This is a genomic window from Amycolatopsis mediterranei (genome assembly GCF_026017845.1).
Lineage (GTDB): Bacteria > Actinomycetota > Actinomycetes > Mycobacteriales > Pseudonocardiaceae > Amycolatopsis > Amycolatopsis mediterranei.
Genome location: NZ_CP100416.1, coordinates 10,342,127 through 10,357,051, shown reverse-complemented (window position 1 = coordinate 10,357,051; position 14,925 = coordinate 10,342,127). Strand labels below are relative to the sequence as shown.

The 14,925-nt window shown below is 71.5% G+C and carries 12 protein-coding genes; 8 read left to right on the top strand and 4 right to left on the bottom strand.

Annotated elements, in window-relative coordinates; genetic code table 11:
* Window positions 1-34: 34 nt before the first annotated feature.
* The 3 genes from ISP_RS46910 to ISP_RS46900 form a co-directional block, all read right to left on the bottom strand.
* Complete coding sequence (locus ISP_RS46910) at window positions 35-751, bottom strand: dienelactone hydrolase family protein (protein WP_013230868.1); 717 nt, start codon at window positions 749-751, stop codon at window positions 35-37.
* A 74-nt stretch (window positions 752-825) separates the two neighbouring features.
* Window positions 826-1,929 (bottom strand): globin domain-containing protein, encoded by a 1,104-nt coding sequence (locus ISP_RS46905; protein ID WP_013230867.1) that lies wholly within the window; start codon window positions 1,927-1,929, stop codon window positions 826-828.
* A gap of 356 nt (window positions 1,930-2,285) precedes the next feature.
* A complete protein-coding gene (locus ISP_RS46900; protein WP_176742063.1) occupies window positions 2,286-3,461 on the bottom strand; it encodes a globin domain-containing protein in 1,176 nt (391 codons plus the stop codon).
* Window positions 3,462-3,783: 322 nt separating this feature from the next.
* Here ISP_RS46900 and ISP_RS46895 point away from each other — a divergent pair, with 322 nt between their 5' ends.
* From ISP_RS46895 to ISP_RS46880, 4 genes are all read left to right on the top strand, one after another.
* Window positions 3,784-4,269 carry a MarR family winged helix-turn-helix transcriptional regulator gene (locus ISP_RS46895; protein WP_013230865.1) on the top strand — a complete coding sequence of 162 codons (486 nt, stop codon included), beginning with the start codon at window positions 3,784-3,786 and terminating at the stop codon, window positions 4,267-4,269.
* 100 nt (window positions 4,270-4,369) lie between these two features.
* A complete protein-coding gene (locus ISP_RS46890) occupies window positions 4,370-5,557 on the top strand; it encodes an MDR family MFS transporter (RefSeq protein ID WP_013230864.1) in 1,188 nt (395 codons plus the stop codon).
* Window positions 5,558-5,655: 98 nt separating this feature from the next.
* The gene (clpB, locus tag ISP_RS46885) at window positions 5,656-8,253 is read left to right on the top strand and encodes an ATP-dependent chaperone ClpB (RefSeq protein ID WP_013230863.1); all 2,598 of its coding nucleotides are present in this window, start codon (window positions 5,656-5,658) and stop codon (window positions 8,251-8,253) included.
* Window positions 8,254-8,415: 162 nt separating this feature from the next.
* Complete coding sequence (locus tag ISP_RS46880; RefSeq protein WP_013230862.1) at window positions 8,416-9,261, top strand: type III secretion system chaperone family protein; 846 nt, start codon at window positions 8,416-8,418, stop codon at window positions 9,259-9,261.
* Here the strand turns inward: ISP_RS46880 and ISP_RS46875 are convergent.
* On the bottom strand, window positions 9,258-10,211 hold the full coding sequence (locus tag ISP_RS46875; RefSeq protein ID WP_013230861.1) for a hypothetical protein: 954 nt from the start codon (window positions 10,209-10,211) through the stop codon (window positions 9,258-9,260). The two genes, ISP_RS46880 and ISP_RS46875, sit on opposite strands and share 4 nt — an antisense overlap.
* Before the next feature lie 69 nt (window positions 10,212-10,280).
* Here ISP_RS46875 and ISP_RS46870 point away from each other — a divergent pair, with 69 nt between their 5' ends.
* The 4 genes from ISP_RS46870 to pyrE all read left to right on the top strand — a co-directional run bounded on the left by ISP_RS46870 (window position 10,281) and on the right by pyrE (window position 14,923).
* On the top strand, window positions 10,281-11,048 hold the full coding sequence (locus tag ISP_RS46870; protein WP_034284395.1) for an SDR family NAD(P)-dependent oxidoreductase: 768 nt from the start codon (window positions 10,281-10,283) through the stop codon (window positions 11,046-11,048).
* A gap of 75 nt (window positions 11,049-11,123) precedes the next feature.
* Window positions 11,124-11,885: an ABC transporter ATP-binding protein gene (locus ISP_RS46865; protein ID WP_034284384.1), complete on the top strand. Its 762-nt coding sequence runs from the start codon at window positions 11,124-11,126 to the stop codon at window positions 11,883-11,885.
* Window positions 11,885-14,332, top strand: coding sequence for an FtsX-like permease family protein (locus ISP_RS46860; protein WP_013230858.1), 2,448 nt, complete (start codon window positions 11,885-11,887; stop codon window positions 14,330-14,332). The genes ISP_RS46865 and ISP_RS46860 overlap by 1 nt, the downstream gene beginning before the upstream one ends.
* A gap of 27 nt (window positions 14,333-14,359) precedes the next feature.
* The gene (gene pyrE, locus ISP_RS46855; protein ID WP_013230857.1) at window positions 14,360-14,923 is read left to right on the top strand and encodes an orotate phosphoribosyltransferase; all 564 of its coding nucleotides are present in this window, start codon (window positions 14,360-14,362) and stop codon (window positions 14,921-14,923) included.
* Window positions 14,924-14,925: the final 2 nt, after the last annotated feature.

Here is a 14,925-nt window from a genome sequence, read left to right as displayed (position 1 = left end):
ACCGCCGTTCGACGAAACCGCTGCTCCGGTCGGATCAGTGCGAAGGTCGGGACGGCTGCTGCAGGTGTTCGCCGAAGAAAGACGTCACTCGGCTCCACGCGTCTTCGGCCGCTTCGTGGTGGTAGGTGAAGCCGACGACCTTGAGCAGCAGGTTCACCGGGGCCGCGGTGTCGATCTTGTTGGCGAACCCGTGGCTGGCGTCCGGGTACTCCTTGACGTCGTGCGGGATGCCGCGCTCGGTGAGCACCGTCTCGAGCTTCGCCGCGGCGCCGCGCAGCCCGAAGTCCTTCTTGCCGAAGCTGGCGACGACCGGGCAGGCGTCGTCGAGCACCGACAGGTTCTTCGGCAGCTGCCCGTAGTACGGCGCGGACGCTTCGAAGCCGCGTGACGCCGCGACGAGCGCGAAGCCGCCGCCCATGCAGAACCCGGCGATGCCGATGCGGCCCGAGCAGTCCGGCCGCGCGGCCAGGAGCGCGCGGGACGCTTCGATGTCGTCGAACGCCCGGCCGCGGTTGGCGAACATGTCCGAGAACACCCGCCGCACGCAGCGGAACATGCCGCCGCGCGAATACAGGTCCGGGCTGAGCGCGAGATATCCCTCGCGGGCGAAGCGGTCGGTGATGTTCTTCGTGTCCTGGCTCAGTCCGAACGCGTCGTGGATGAGCACCACGCCCGGGTGCGGTCCCGCGCCCGCGGGCTCCGCCAGGTAACCGCCGATGGTGCCGTCCGCAACCGGAATAGTCATCTCCATATCGGCGAAGATAGCGAGCCGCCGTCGCTTCCGCGCCGCATGCTGAGAGTTTCTCAGCGCATTCCGGACAAACTTCAGTCCAGGGTGAACGGGTCGTAGGATATTCGTTCCAGATCGATTCCCCTGGCCAGGAGCTGGGCGACGGTCGCCTGGATCATCGGCGGCGAACCGGAAACGAGAACGTCGTGATTCTCCCACGTGCCGCGCTGGGTGACGGCGTGGGCGAGCGTGCCGCGGTCGCCGCCGGACAGCGCGCCCTGCTCGGTGACCGGGGTGACCGTCAGCCACTTCGACGTCGAGGCCAGCCGGCGCAGCTCCTCGAGCGCGTACAGGTCTTCCGGTCGCCGGCCGCCGAAGAACAGGTGCACGGGCGGGTTCCGCTTCCAGCGCGAAAGGTCGTCGAGGATCGCCAGCAGCGGCGTGATCCCGGTGCCGCCGCCGATCATCAGCAGCCGCCCCTTCGTGGACGTCGGCCGGACGTTCAGCACGCCCATCGCCGGCCCGAGGCGCCACACGTCCCCCGGCCGGGTGTGGTTGACGATGCTCCCGCTGACCCAGCCGCCGGGCACCGCGCGCACGTGGAAGGTGAGCTGCCCGTCGCCGCGGGGCGCGTTCGCCGGCGAGAGGTACCGCCAGAACCGCGGCCGCTGCGGCACTTCCACGCTGACGTACCCGCCCGCGCGGTAGGGCAGCAGCCCTTCGGTGCGCACCTTCACCAGTGCGACGTCGCGGCTGAGCCTCCGGTGCTCGAGCACGGTCGCCGACCACGCCGCCGGGCCCGTCTCCGCCTGGGCGGCCTCGCGCATCGCCTTGGCGATGAGCCCGTAGGCCGAGGTCCACGCGGATTCGACTTCGGCGGTCCACTTCTCCTTGAGGAACCGCTTCAGCGCCGCGATCAGCGCGACGCCCACGGCGTCGTAGTGGCGGGAGACGACGGCGAACTTCCGGTGGTCGCGGCCCAGCTGCCCGAGGAAGGTGACCAGCTCGTCGGGCCGGTCGACCATCTGCACCACGTACACCAGCGCGCGCAGCAACCGGCTCCGCTGCGTCGCCATGGTGACCGGGAAAAGATCACGGCAATCGGGGGCGACCACGAACAACGCGCCGTAGAAGTACTGCGCGAGTTCGTCGGCTTCCGACTCGATCTCCGCAAAACTTTCACGAATCAACCTGGCCATCTCTCGACCTGCCACAGCCGAAACGGGAAGCGTCTCGGGCATGGTGGAGATCTTCACGGATTCAGCATTCATCGGGAACGGTAATCTCCAGTCGTGCAAAGGCTTTTGGCGCCGTGCCTGCGGCGTCGCCGTGCGGTGCCGCCCCCGAGGGTTCCTGACTGTAGGCGAATTCCCGTGCAGATGCGCGTGATTCCGCGCGTTCCCGCTCGAACGGAGCAATTCAGGTACGCCCGGTAAACCCCGTCTGTCGCTGCGTACAAATGATCACGCCGTCGGATTCATCCGTTACCGAGTTACCGATTTCCGATGCATAACGAATTGTTCACCGGACGGCGGATTGCCGGTGGCGGCGGTGGCTAGTCGATCGTGAACGGGTCGTACTGGATCTGGTCCAGCGCGCTGCCCGCGACCAGCATCCGCGACACCGTCGCGCGGATCATCGCCGGCGAGCCGGACACGAGGATGTCGTGGCCGGGCCAGGAGCCGTACCGCGTGACGGCTTCGGCCAGCGTCCCCTGCTCGAACCCGGGGACGTCGCCGCCGCGTTCGACGACCGGCGTGATGGTCAGCCAGGGGTTCGTCGCGGCCAGCGCGCGCAGCTCTTCGAGGTCGTAGAGGTCCTCGCGGGCCGGGCCGCCGTAGAACAGCTGGGTCTTGGGGTTCTCGCCCCACAGCGCGAGGTGGTCGAGGATCGACCGCAGCGGCGCGACGCCCGTGCCGCCGGCGATCATCAGCACGGCCCGCGAAGACTCGCGGTCGACCGTCATCCGGCCCAGCGGCGGGCCGAGCCGCCAGACGTCGCCGGGCTGGGTGTGGCTGACGATCGCGCGGGAGACCCAGCCGCCGTCGATCGCGCGGACGTGGAACTCGATGCCGCCGTCCTCGCGCGGCGCGTTCGCCGGCGAGAGGTAGCGCCACAGCCGTGGCCGCTGCGGCACTTCGACGCTCACGTACTGCCCCGGGTGGTAAGGCACGGGCTGGTCGGGCACCAGCCGCACCAGGGCGAGGTCCCAGGTCAGCCGCCGGTGCTCGACCACGGTGGCCGACCACGACGGCGGGTTCGTGTCGGACGCGGCCGCGTCCTGCATGGCCCGGGCGGCGATGGTGAACGCCTCCGCCCACGCCCGTTCGACCTCGGGCGTCCACGCCGGGCCGAGGTGGTTCTTGAGCGAGGCCAGCAGCGCGGTGCCGACCGCTTCGTAGTGCCGGGGCACCACGCCGAACTTGCGGTGGTCGCGGCCCAGCTGGCGCAGGAACGGCGCGAGGTCGTCGGGCCGGTCGACCATCTGCACGATGTGCACCAGCGCGCGCACCAGCCGGCCGCGCTGGATCTCCATGTTGATCGGGAAGAAGTCGCGCGTGGTCGGGGCGAGGGTGAACAGCATCCCGTAGAAGAACTGCGAGATGTCGGCGATGTACGGCTCGGACCTGGCCCAGCTGTCCCGGATGAGCCGGACCATCGCGGTCACGGCCGCGGGGGCTTCACGCGGGGCCGAGGACCTGGGGAGCGGGCTGACCGAGTCGGCTGTCATGGAATGTTCACGAGTCCGGGACGGTTGAGCGGGGACACCCGATCATGCACCGCCGGCCCGAGCGCGGAGACGGCTGCGGGTGCTCGGATGCCGCCGGTCACGGCCGCCTCCTGGGTCCATCGCCACTGCCTCCACCTCGTCACTCGCCGGGACCGCGCGCGGGTCCGTCCGCAGGGTAGCCGCCGGGCGCCCTTTTGCCCGCATTGTTGCTCCGACCGGGTGTATTCGGCCCGGTCAGGCGTGGGGGACCTCACCGGAGAGATGGTTGTCCCGAGCAAGCGTCCGGCAATATACTTGTATGGCACAACTAAGGGAGGCGCCGATGAGCTTCGACAGCACCGACGACGACGTCCGGGTCGAGCTCATGCGCGAGCTGAAGACCGCTTCCCAGCTCCAGCACGCCTGGATCATGCAAGCCTGGCAGAGCGAGCCCGGCCTGCACCCGGCGGCCGCGATGCTGCTGTCCGACCTGGCGAAGAACGGCGAGACGCGGCCGTCCGAGCTGGCGAAACGCCGGTTCGTCGACCTCTCGGTCGTCAGCAGGCAGATCACCCAGCTGTCCGCGGCGGGGCTGGTCGACCGCCGTCCCGCGCCCGAAGACGGCCGGGCGTCCCTGGTGAGCGTGTCCGAGAAGGGCCGCGCCGAGCTCGCCCGCTGGCGCGCCGGCTACGTCGAGTTCATGGAGAAGGCGCTCGGCGGCTGGGACGACGAGCGCGTCACCGACCTCACCGCCCGGCTGGCGGAGATGAACGCCGACCTCCGCCAGGCCCTCGGCAGCAACGCCTACCTGGCTGACACGAACAAGTGATACCGCGGGGAAGAGGCCCACTGGAAGTGGCTTTTTCCCCTGTCGAAACTGTCCGTTCGGTCCTGACTTGGCGGCGTTCGGCAGGGTTAACGTCGGTGGGGTGACGCGTGACCGGGTCGCACTGCTGTGCGCGCTGGGGATCGACAACTTCGGCTCAGGTCTGTTCCTCCCGTTGGCACTGGTCTACGTGACGCAGGTGGTCGGCGTGCCGCTGGCCGTGGCCGGCACCGCCGTCACCCTGGGTGCCGTGGGCGGGCTCGTCGTGCCGCCGCTCGCCGGCCGGCTCGTCGATCGCGTCGGGCCGCGCGCCGTGGTGATCTGCGCCCAGCTGCTGCAGGCCGCGGGCGTCGGGGCGTACCTGATCGCCGGCAGTGCGGGCCCGGTGGTGGTCGCGGCCGTCCTGCTGTCCGCCGGGCAGCAGCTCTTCTACAGCTCCCTGTTCGTGCTCATCGCCGACGTCGCGGGCGACGGCCCGAAGGACCGGCCGTTCGCCGAAGTGGGGATGGTGCGGGCCGCCTCCTTCGGCCTGGGCGGGCTGGTGGCGGGAGCGATGCTGACGTGGCTCGGTAAGGCCGGTTACCGCATCGCGCTCACCGCGGACGCACTGACGTTCTTCCTGGCCGCGCTGATCCTCGTCTTCTTCGTCCGGCTGGCGCGGCCGCACCGGCCGGTCTGCGAACGGTCGGTCCGCGTGCTGCGTGACCGGCCGTACCTGGCCCTCATCGTCTTCAGCGGCCTCTTCGGGCTCTCGCTGGACTTCTTCCTGATCGGCACGCCGGTGTTCGTCCTCGACCGGCTGCACGGCCCGGTCTGGCTGCCGGGCACGATCCTCGCCCTGCTGACCGTGCTGACCAGCGTCGGCGGCACGCTCGCGCTGCGGCTCACCGCCCGGCTGACGCGGATCGCGGCGATGCGCGCCGGCTCGGCGTTGTTCTCCGCGTGGTGCCTGGTCAGCCTGGGCGTGCTGCTCGTGCCCGACGCCTGGCGGGTGGTGTACCTGCTGGTGTCGACGCTGGTGTTCGCCGCGGGTGACCTCGTCTTCGGGCCGCGATCGGGGGCACTCGCCGAGGCCGCGGCACCTCCGGTCGCCCGCGGACGTTATCTCGCTGCGTACCAGTACGCGTTCACCGTGGCGCAGGTGATCGCGCCCGCCGTGGTGGCCTTGTTCTCGGTCGCCGACTGGTTACCCTGGGTGCTGGTGGGGGCGTGCGCCGGTCTCGCCGTGGCCGGGCTCGGCACCCTCGGCTCCCGGTTGCCGGCCAGCGCCGTCGCACCTGGCCAGAGTTGAGCGGAACAGACTCAAGTTTTCCTGCGTTAGGGATAGAGACGGGTCACGGTCAGGCCTGTCACCACGACTTTCTCGCAGTACCGAGCATGAGGTGAGGGATGGACGCTTTCAACCCGACCACGAAGACCCAGCAGGCGATCTCGTCCGCGGCGCAGGCGGCCACCATGGCCGGCAACCCGCACGTGTCGGCTCCCCATCTGCTGGGCGCCCTGCTGGCGCAGGGTGAGGGGCTGACCGCACCGCTGCTGACCGCGGTCGGGGCCGACCCGGAAGTGGTGCACAAGGAGCTCGAGCCGCTCATCGCGGCGCTGCCGTCCGCGACCGGCGCCACCGTGTCGAGCCCGCAGTTCGACACCCACGCGGTCAAGTCGCTGACGCGCGCCCAGAAGCTCGCCACCGAGCTGGGCGACGAGTACGTCTCGACCGAGCACCTGCTCGTCGGGCTCGCCACCGAGGGCGGCCAGGTCGCCGACCTGCTCAAGCGCCACGGTGCGACGCCGGACGCGTTGCAGGAGGCGTTCGCCAAGGTCCGCGGCTCGGCCCGGATCACCAGCGCGGACCCCGAGAGCACGTTCAAGGCGCTCGAAAAGTACGGCGTCGACCTCACCGCGCGCGCCCGCGCCGGCGAGCTCGACCCGGTCATCGGCCGGGACACCGAGATCCGCCGCGTCGTGCAGGTGCTGTCGCGGCGCACGAAGAACAACCCGGTCCTGATCGGCGAGCCGGGCGTCGGCAAGACGGCCATCGTCGAAGGGCTGGCCCAGCGCATCATCGCCGGGGACGTGCCCGAGTCGCTGCGCGGCAAGCGCGTCGTCGCCCTCGACCTCGGGTCGATGGTGGCCGGCGCGAAGTACCGCGGCGAGTTCGAAGAGCGGCTGAAGGCCGTGCTCAAGGAGATCACCGACTCCGCGGGCGAGGTCGTCACCTTCATCGACGAGCTGCACACCATCGTCGGCGCCGGCGCGACCGGCGAGGGCGGCGCGATGGACGCGGGCAACATGATCAAACCGATGCTCGCCCGCGGTGAGCTGCGGATGGTCGGCGCGACCACGCTCGACGAGTACCGCCAGCACATCGAGAAGGACGCCGCCCTGGAGCGGCGCTTCCAGCAGGTGCTCGTCGGCGAGCCGTCGCCGGAGGACACGATCGCGATCCTGCGCGGGCTGAAGGAGCGCTACGAGGTGCACCACGGTGTCCGGATCACGGATGCCGCGCTGGTCGCCGCCGCGACGCTGTCCGACCGCTACATCACCGCGCGCTTCCTCCCGGACAAGGCGATCGACCTGGTCGACGAGGCCGCGTCGAAGCTGCGCATGGAGATCGACTCGCGGCCGGTGGAGATCGACGAGGTCGAGCGGGCCGTGCGCCGGCTCGAGATCGAGGAGATGGCGCTCGCCAAGGAGAGCGACGCCGCTTCGAAGGAGCGGCTCGCCAACCTGCGTGCCGAGCTGGCCGAGAAGCGCGAGACGCTGACGGCGCTGACCGCGCGCTGGCAGAACGAGAAGGGCTCCATCGAGCGCGTCCGCGAGCTCAAGGAGCAGCTCGAGCAGCTGCGCGGCGAGTCGGAGCGCGCCGAGCGCGACGGCGACCTCGGCAAGGCCGCCGAGCTGCGCTACGGCCGGATCCCCGCGCTGGAGAAGGAGTTCGAAGCGGCCACCGCGGCGAGCGAGGCCAGCCAGCAGAACGTCATGCTCAAGGAGGAGGTCGGCGCGGACGACGTCGCGGACGTGGTCAGCGCGTGGACCGGCATCCCGGCGGGCCGGCTGCTGGAGGGCGAGACCGGCAAGCTGCTCCGGATGGAGGAGGAGCTGACCCGGCGCGTCATCGGGCAGGCCGAAGCCGTGCAGGTGGTGGCGGACGCGGTGCGCCGCGCCCGTGCCGGCGTCGCCGACCCGGACCGGCCGACCGGTTCGTTCCTGTTCCTCGGCCCCACCGGCGTCGGCAAGACCGAGCTGGCCAAGGCGCTGGCCGAGTTCCTGTTCGACGACGAGCGGGCGATCCAGCGGATCGACATGAGCGAGTACGCCGAGAAGCATTCGGTGGCGCGCCTGGTCGGTGCCCCGCCGGGGTACGTCGGCTACGACCAGGGCGGCCAGCTGACCGAGGCCGTGCGGCGCCGCCCGTACTCGGTGGTCCTGCTCGACGAGGTGGAGAAGGCCCACCCGGACGTCTTCGACGTGCTGCTGCAGGTCCTCGACGACGGGCGGCTGACCGACGGCCAGGGCCGGACGGTGGACTTCCGCAACACCATCCTGATCCTCACCTCGAACCTCGGTTCGCAGGCCATCGCCGACCCGTCGCTCGACGAGCGGCAGCGGCGGGACGCGGTGCTCGAGGTGGTGCAGCGGCAGTTCAAGCCGGAGTTCCTGAACCGGCTCGACGACATCGTCGTGTTCCACTCGCTCGGCACCGAGCAGCTGACGTCCATTGTGGACATCCAGATCGCCCGGCTCGCCAAGCGGCTGGCCCAGCGGCGGCTGAACCTGGACGTCACCGACAGCGCCCGCGAGTGGCTCGCGCTCAACGGCTTCGACCCGATCTACGGCGCCCGCCCGCTGCGGCGGCTGGTCCAGTCGGCGATCGGCGACAAGCTGGCGAAGGAGCTGCTGTCGGGCGAGATCCGGGACGGCGACACCGTGCGTGTCGACGGCCCGGAGCTGGAGGCCGGTGACGCGCTGACCGTCACCCGGGTCTGACGGTTCGTGAAGGCCACCTCGCCCGAGGTGGCCTTCACGGCTGTCCACAGTGGTTCATGCCGATTTGTCGACCCGCCAGGGGCGGAAAATGCTCCGAATGGGCCCGGCGACACGGGTACCGGCGATCATCCCTCCGGTGTAACAGGCGATACCCTGGCGGTCGTGGGTATTCCGGCGTGGATCTGGTTCGTCATCGCGGCCGTCGCCCTGGTGGCGGGGCTGGGGCTGCTCGCGGCCGACCGGGCGAAGGAGGGCTCGCGCAACCGCGAGCGAATGCGCTGGGCACAGTTGCGCGGCTGGCAGTTCGTCGAGGAGGACGAGCGGCTGCCGCAGCAGTGGTCCAACGGCGCGATCGGCTACTTCGGCGCGGACGCGGCCGTGAACGTGGTCGCGGGTTCGACCTTCACCTCCGACGGCCGCCGCCCGGTGTTCATCTTCGACATCGAAACCGAAGGCCAGATCCCCGCGGTGGTGGTCGCGGTGCGCTGCAACAAGAAGCACCGCATCCCGATCGAGATGTGGCTGTCCAGCGTCCCGTTCCAGCGCGCGGACATGCCCGAGATGCTCGGCCCGATCGGAGCGCGGTACGCCTTCGCGGACGACGCGGACGGCGCGCGCGTGGTGATCACCCAGGAGCTGGTCGACGCGGCGGACCAGCTGGGCGGCGACGTCGGCGTGGCCTGGCTGGAGAACGAGTGGGTGCTGGCCAGCGTGGCCCCGACGGCGGGCCCGTCCCGCCTCGAGCGCCTGCTGCGCGACCTGGGCGAGATCGCGGACATCGTCGACCCGTTCGACGAGGACTACGACGCGGGCCGGCACCAGGCGAGCGCCCCGGTCCCGTCCGAGGCGACGGCTCCGGCGGCCGCCTCGAGCACCCCAGCGGCCGCTTCGAGCGCTCCGGCGTCGAGCGCTCCGGCCCCGGGCACCCCGGCCCCGGGCACTCCGGCGGCGGGGACGCCGGTCCAGCAGGCGCCCGCGGACGCGGAACCGAAGCCGAGCGAGGGCTAGAAGCCCAGCACCGGCCGGTCGAGCGCGCTGAGCGACGCCGACCGGTCGAGGGTCCCGCGCACCGATGTCGTGCCGCCTTCGGCGTGGATCACGTGGTCCACGCCGAGGTCGCCGCGGATCGAGCCGGCCGGCCCCGCCGCGTCGACGGACTGGCTCGTCTTCGCCAGGCCCCACGCCGGGCCCAGCTGGCCGCCTGCCTCGTGCTTCTGGCCCACGTCCAGGACACCCGCGATCTGGCCGGCCGCGTACTGCTCGGACGTTGCGCCCACCCCGCCCAGCCGGCCCAGGTCGACCGCCTGGCCCGATGACCTCCTGGCCGACAGCGCTCCCTGGAGGTCGCCGGCGAAGGTGCCGTGCAGGCCCGTGTCGAACTGCTCCGCGTTCTGGCTCAGGACGTCGATGCCCTCCGGGAGCCAGATTCCGTGGCTGGTGCCCTCGCCGATGCCGAGGCGGCGCTCGGTCGAGCCCGCCTGGCCCGGTGAGAGCGCCAGGTCTCGCGAAGCACCCTGACCGAGCCGCTGGCTGTTCGCCGTGGTCGCCGAGATCCGGCCCAGCCGCAGGGCGTGCTGGCTGGTGCGGACCAGCGATTCGCTCTCGCGCTCCGAAGAGTCCGTCGTGTTCTGCCAGCCCTCGCGGCGGATGGCCGCCGATTCCGAGAGGTTGTTGATCAGCAGGGCGCCCGCGACTTCCTTGGCGACGAAGTCGTGGCGGGTCGCCGTGATGGCCTCGCGAGCGGACGACGTCTCGTTCTCGGTCGCGGTCGAGATGTCGCGGTCGAGCGTGCCGCCGTGGCGGTGGTCGACCGGGAGGGAGATCCGGTCGAGCGGCAGCGTGACGTCGGTCTGGGTGGCGAGTGCCGTGGCCGGAGCCGCGAAAAGCAGCGCGACAGGCGCCGCGCCCGCGGCGACCTTGGGCAGATAGCCGCTTTTGCGCCTGCTGTGCTTACCCATGCGGCGGACGATACTTCCCCGCCGAATCGAACGCACGTCCACCCGTGACCAGCGAGTATGTTCACCCACATGACCACCACCTCTCTCATAACCGGCGCCACGGCGGGCATCGGCGCGCAGTTCGCGCGCACCCTCGCCGCGGAGAAATACGACTTGGTGCTCGTGGCCCGCGATGCCGCGCGGCTGGAGTCCTACGCCGCTGAGCTGCGGGAAAAGTACGGTGTCGCGGTGGAGGTGCTGCCCGCCGATCTGTCCGAAGCAGACGGCCGGACGGCGGTCGAGGAGCGGCTCGCCGCCGAGCCCGTCGACCTTCTGGTGAACAACGCCGGCTTCGGGCTGAACGGCGACTTCTGGACCATCCCGCCGGACGCGCTGCAGCGCCAGCTCGACGTCAACGTCACCGCCGTCCTGCGGCTCACCCGGGCCGCGCTGCCCGGCATGATCGAGCGCGGGCACGGCGAGATCATCCAGGTCAGCAGCGTTGCGGGCTTCTTCAGCGGCCGCGGTTCGACGTACACGGCCAGCAAGAACTGGGTCACGTCGTTCACCGAAGGCATCGCCGCGTCGCTGCCGAAGGGCGTCCGGATGATGGCCCTGTGCCCCGGCTTCACGGCCACCGAGTTCCACGAACGGGCCGGAATCGGCAAACCGGGCCCGAAAATCGCCTGGCTGGGTGTCGAACAGGTGGTCGGAGAGGCGCTCGCGGACCTGCGCCGCGGCAAGGTGATCTCCGTGCCGAGCCTGCAGTACAAGGCCGTCGTCGCGATCGGCGGCCTGCTGCCGCGCGCGGTGCTGCGCCGGATCAGCGGCGGCTTCGGCGGCAAGGGCCGCACCTGAGTAGGGCTGTCCCCACCTCCGAGACGCGCGTCTGCACCAGGGTGGTGCGGGGGCCGGCTCAATAGCGTTTTCCCCATGACAACTGGGTGGCACGAGGCAGCCGACGCGGTTCGGCTGGAGGCTGTGCGCAAGGAATACGGCGACGGTGTGGTCGCGCTGGACGGGGTCTCGATCGCGTTCCCGCGCGGCGGGTTCACCGCGGTGATGGGCCCGTCGGGCTCGGGCAAGAGCACGTTCCTGCACTGCGCGGCCGGCCTCGACCGGCCCACGTCCGGCCGGGTCGTGCTCGACGGCCAGGACCTCGACGGCAAGAACGAGACCTACCTGACGAAGCTGCGGCGCGACCGCGTCGGCTTCGTCTTCCAGGCGTTCAACCTGCTCCCGGCGCTGACGGTCGAGCAGAACGTCGTGCTGCCGCTGCAGCTGGCCGGCAAGCGCGCGGACAAGCGGCTGGTGGAACGGATCCTCGCGCACGTCGGGCTCGACGGACGCCGCAAGCATCTGCCCGGGCAGCTCTCCGGCGGCCAGCAGCAGCGCGTCGCGATCGCCCGCGCCCTGGTCACGAGCCCCGCGGTGCTCTTCGCCGACGAGCCGACCGGCGCGCTCGACACCCGGACGGCGTCCGAGGTGCTCGGCCTGCTGCGCGACTCCGTCCGGTCGTCGGGCCAGACGGTGATCATGGTGACGCACGACCCGGTCGCCGCGTCCTACGCCGACGACGTCGTGTTCCTGGCCGACGGCCGGATCGCCGGGCGGCTGGCCCGGCCGACCGCCGAAGCCGTCGCCGAGCGGATGACCCACCTGGGGGCCTGGGAGCGGCTGGCGGTGCGGGCCTGATGTTCAAGCTCGCACTGAGGACCCTTCGCCTGCGCAAGGGCGGCTTCCTGGCGACGTTCGTCGCCGTGTTCTTCGGCGCGCTGGTCGTCTCGGCGTGCGGTGGCCTGATGGAGACCGGCATCCGGTCCGAGACGCCGGTGCAGCGGCTGGCCGCGGCGCCGATCGTCGTCGGCGGGCAGCAGACGCTCAAGCTGCCGGAGGAGGACCCGGCGACCCTCGAGCCCGGCGACAAGCACAAGTTCGAGAACGCGACCCTGCCCGAGCGCGTCCGGCTCGACGCAGGCCTGGCCGGCCGCCTGCGCGCGGTCCCCGGCGTCACGAACGTCGTCGGCGAGATCAGTTTCCCGGCGCAGATCGGCGCCGCGAGCGTGCTCGGCCACGCCTGGGATTCCGCCGTGCTGACGCCGTACGCGCTCAGCGGCCAGGCGCCGAAGCCGGGCGAAGTCGTCGTCGACGCCGGGCTCGGGCTCGCCGTCGGGGATACGCTGCCGGTGGCCGCGCACGGCAGCGCCGGCCGGTACCGGATCTCCGGGATCGCCCACGCGCCGCAGGCCATGCAGGACGCGGCGGTCTTCTTCGCCGCTTCGGACGCCGAACGGCTCTCCGGGTACCCGGGCCGCTTCGACACCATCGGCGTCTTCGGTGGCGACGTCGCCGCCGTGACCGCGGCCGTCGGGGACGCCGGTGTGGTGGCGACCGGCGTCGACCGCGGCGCCTTCGAGTTCCCCGAGACGGGCAAGAGCGGCGAGAACCTGATCGTGCTGGCCGCGGTCTCGGGCGGCCTCTCGGCGCTGGTCATGGTGTTCGTCGTGGCGGGCACGCTGACGCTGTCGACGCAGCAGCGCCAGCGCGAACTCGCGCTGCTGCGGGCGGTCGGCACGACCCCGCGCCAGCTGCGCCGGATGGTGCTCGGCGAGGCGCTCGTGGTCGGGCTGCTCGCGGTCGGCCTCGCGGTGGTGCTCGGCCCGGTGCTCGGGGAGTGGCTGTTCGACCAGCTCGCCGGCCACCACGTCGTCCCGGACGTGCTGCGGTACGAGCAGGGCTGGGTCCCGGCGCTGGTCGCCGCGGGCGCGTCGCTGCTGGCGGTCGTGGGTGCGTCCTTCGTGGCGGGACGGCGTGCGTCGCGGATCCGCCCGACCGAGGCGCTCGCCGAAGCCGCCGTGGAGCGGCGCTGGCTGACGCCGATCCGGCTGGTCGTCGCGATCCTGTGCTTCGCGGGCGGGACGGCGCTCGGCATCGTCACGGTCGCGGTGATGACCGGCCCGGTCGCGGCCAGCACGGCCGGCCCGGCGGTGATGCTGTGGGCGTTCGGGCTCGCGGCGATCAGCCCCGGCGTGACGAAACTGATGGCCACGCTGCTGCGCTGGCCGGTGGAGGCGCTCACCGGCGTCAACGGCCGGGTCGCGCTGCGCAACACCCGTGTCGGCGCGGTGCGGGCGGCCGGTGCGGTCACCCCGATCATGCTCGCGGTCGGCATCGCGACCGCCAACATCTACCTGCAGACCACCCAGGAAGCCGTCTCGAACCAGGCCTACACCGAGGACCTGCGCGCGGACGCCGTCGTGGCCGGCCCGAGCGGGCTCGATCCCGCGGTGGCGGGCCGGGTGCGCGCGGTGCCGGGCGTTGCCGGGGCTTCGGAGTACGTCACCAGCACGGTGTTCGTCGAGAAGCCGTTCGACTCGGGCCAGCACGACGACGGCCGGCCCGCGCTGGGCGTCAGCGAGCTGACCGGCAACGTCGTCGAGGTGGCTTCGACGACCGGGCACCACGTCGGCGACACGCTGTCGCTGCGGCTCGGCGACGGCACGCCGGTGGACGTGCGGGTCACCGCCGTCGTCGACCAGCGCCCCGGGTTCGAACGGCTCGTCCTGCCCGCGGAACTGCTGGCCCCGCACACGACGCTCGGGCTCGCCCCGCAGCTGCTGGTCCGCGCCGCTCCCGGCGTCGACCCGGCGACCCTGACTGCCCGCCTTCGCGAGGCGACCGCCGGGCTGCCGGTGTCGGTGGGCGATCGCGGCGCGCTGATCGCGGCGCACGCCAAGGGCAACGAGGTCGGCGCCTGGGTCAACTACCTGCTCGTCGGGATGATCCTCGCGTACACGGTGATCTCCGTGGTGAACACGCTGGTGACGGCCACCGCGCGGCGGCGCCGGGAGTTCGGGGTGCAGCGGCTGAGCGGCTTCACCCGCGGCCAGGTGCTGCGCATGGCCGGCGTCGAAGGCGGCCTGATCGCGACCATCGCGGTGCTGCTCGGCACCCTCGTCGCGGCGGGCGCGATCGTGCCCTTCTGCCTGGTGGTGACCGGGTCGCTGCTGCCGTCGGGTCCGGTGACGATCTACCTGGCCGTGCTCGCGATCGCGGTGGTGCTCTCGCTCGCGGCGATCCTGGTCCCGGCCTGGGCGGCGACGCGCGGGCGTGCGGTCGACGCCACATCCGTCGGTGAGTGAACCCGGCTGTGTGTAAGACTCACGGCCGTGGCGAACCCCGGGTTGGATCAAGCGGCGAAACTCGAACTGGCCAGGCTGGTCACCGATCTTTCCGTGGTGCACGGAAAAGTGACCCTGGCGTCCGGCAAGGAAGCCGATTACTACATCGACCTCCGGCGGGCGACGCTGCACCACGCGGCCGCGCCGCTGATCGGCAAGCTCCTGCGTCAGCTCACGGCCGACTGGGACTACGTGGCGGCCGGCGGCCTGACGCTCGGCGCCGACCCGGTCGCGCTGGCGATGCTGCACTCGGCGGCGTCCGACGGGGTCGTGCTGGACGCGTTCGTCGTCCGCAAGGCGGTCAAGGAACACGGCATGCAGCGGCGCATCGAGGGCATGGAGGTCCGCGGGCAGCGCGTGCTGGCGGTCGAGGACACGTCCACGACGGGCGGCAGCGTGCTGACGGCGGTCGAGGCCCTGCGCGAAGCGGGCGCGAACGTCGTCGGCGTCGTGACGGTCGTCGACCGCGACACCGGCGCGCGCGAGGCCATCGAGAAGGAAGGCCTGGAGTACCGGTACGTCCTCGGCAAGGACGACCTCGGCCTGGACTGAGC

Bases quoted from the DNA above. Each gene is read 5' to 3' on its own strand.
- ISP_RS46910 (WP_013230868.1), bottom strand. From the start codon at position 751: ATGGAGATGACTATTCCGGTTGCGGACGGCACCATCGGCGGTTACCTG.
- ISP_RS46865 (WP_034284384.1), top strand. From the start codon at position 11,124: ATGACAACTGGGTGGCACGAGGCAGCCGACGCGGTTCGGCTGGAGGCT.
- ISP_RS46895 (WP_013230865.1), top strand. From the start codon at position 3,784: ATGAGCTTCGACAGCACCGACGACGACGTCCGGGTCGAGCTCATGCGC.
- ISP_RS46875 (WP_013230861.1), bottom strand. From the start codon at position 10,211: ATGGGTAAGCACAGCAGGCGCAAAAGCGGCTATCTGCCCAAGGTCGCC.
- ISP_RS46860 (WP_013230858.1), top strand. From the start codon at position 11,885: ATGTTCAAGCTCGCACTGAGGACCCTTCGCCTGCGCAAGGGCGGCTTC.
- clpB (WP_013230863.1), top strand. From the start codon at position 5,656: ATGGACGCTTTCAACCCGACCACGAAGACCCAGCAGGCGATCTCGTCC.
- ISP_RS46905 (WP_013230867.1), bottom strand. From the start codon at position 1,929: ATGGCCAGGTTGATTCGTGAAAGTTTTGCGGAGATCGAGTCGGAAGCC.
- ISP_RS46870 (WP_034284395.1), top strand. From the start codon at position 10,281: ATGACCACCACCTCTCTCATAACCGGCGCCACGGCGGGCATCGGCGCG.
- ISP_RS46900 (WP_176742063.1), bottom strand. From the start codon at position 3,461: ATGACAGCCGACTCGGTCAGCCCGCTCCCCAGGTCCTCGGCCCCGCGT.